Annotated in this window: 1 protein-coding gene; it reads right to left on the reverse strand. The window is 59.8% G+C overall.

Translation table 11 applies throughout. The features are described 5' to 3' along the window. Positions 1-565: hypothetical protein (locus tag DNK89_RS24470; protein WP_161958989.1), on the reverse strand; the 565-nt coding region annotated here is incomplete at both ends.

The following is a 565-nucleotide window of genomic DNA, read 5'->3' on the forward strand; positions in this document are numbered from 1 at the left end:
ATCTGCGGTGAGCACGGGCTTGTCCAGCTTGCCGCTGCAGAAAGTTTCATTGCCGCTGCTTTTGCAGACATCCGCCAGGGATTGTTTGTTGAAGACATATTCCCAGGACATGCCCCAATTTTCCTGCATCCAGGCGTCGACTTCCGCCTGTGTCTTGCCGGCAAGCGTCTCCTCCCCGAAAAATGCCAACGATCCCTCGGCATTGAAGGACCATGTCTTGCCGTCGCTCGGCTCCTTCATGACACAGGCACCGGGCTCCAGCGCGCAATAAGCAGCGAGGGACATACCCCAGTAATCCTCGAAGCTTGCACCCAACTTGGACTTCATCAAAGCGTTCAGGTCTTCCGCGTTGAGATTGGCGAAGCTGGCATCGCCCAGCGCCTTCACTGCGCCGGCGGGCGTCAACGAGATGCCACCGCCTGGCCCTGAGCCACCTTCAAAACGGATGTTGACCTTGCCGATCGAGCCGTAGTGGGTATCCGCCAGCACGATGTCTCCAGTGCCCAGCGCGTTCTGCGCCCGCATGTCGGAAGAGCCGAGATCGGCCCCCGCCACCGCTGTCAGA

This window comes from Acidovorax sp. ST3 (assembly GCF_003231145.1).
GTDB lineage: Bacteria > Pseudomonadota > Gammaproteobacteria > Burkholderiales > Burkholderiaceae_C > Acidovorax.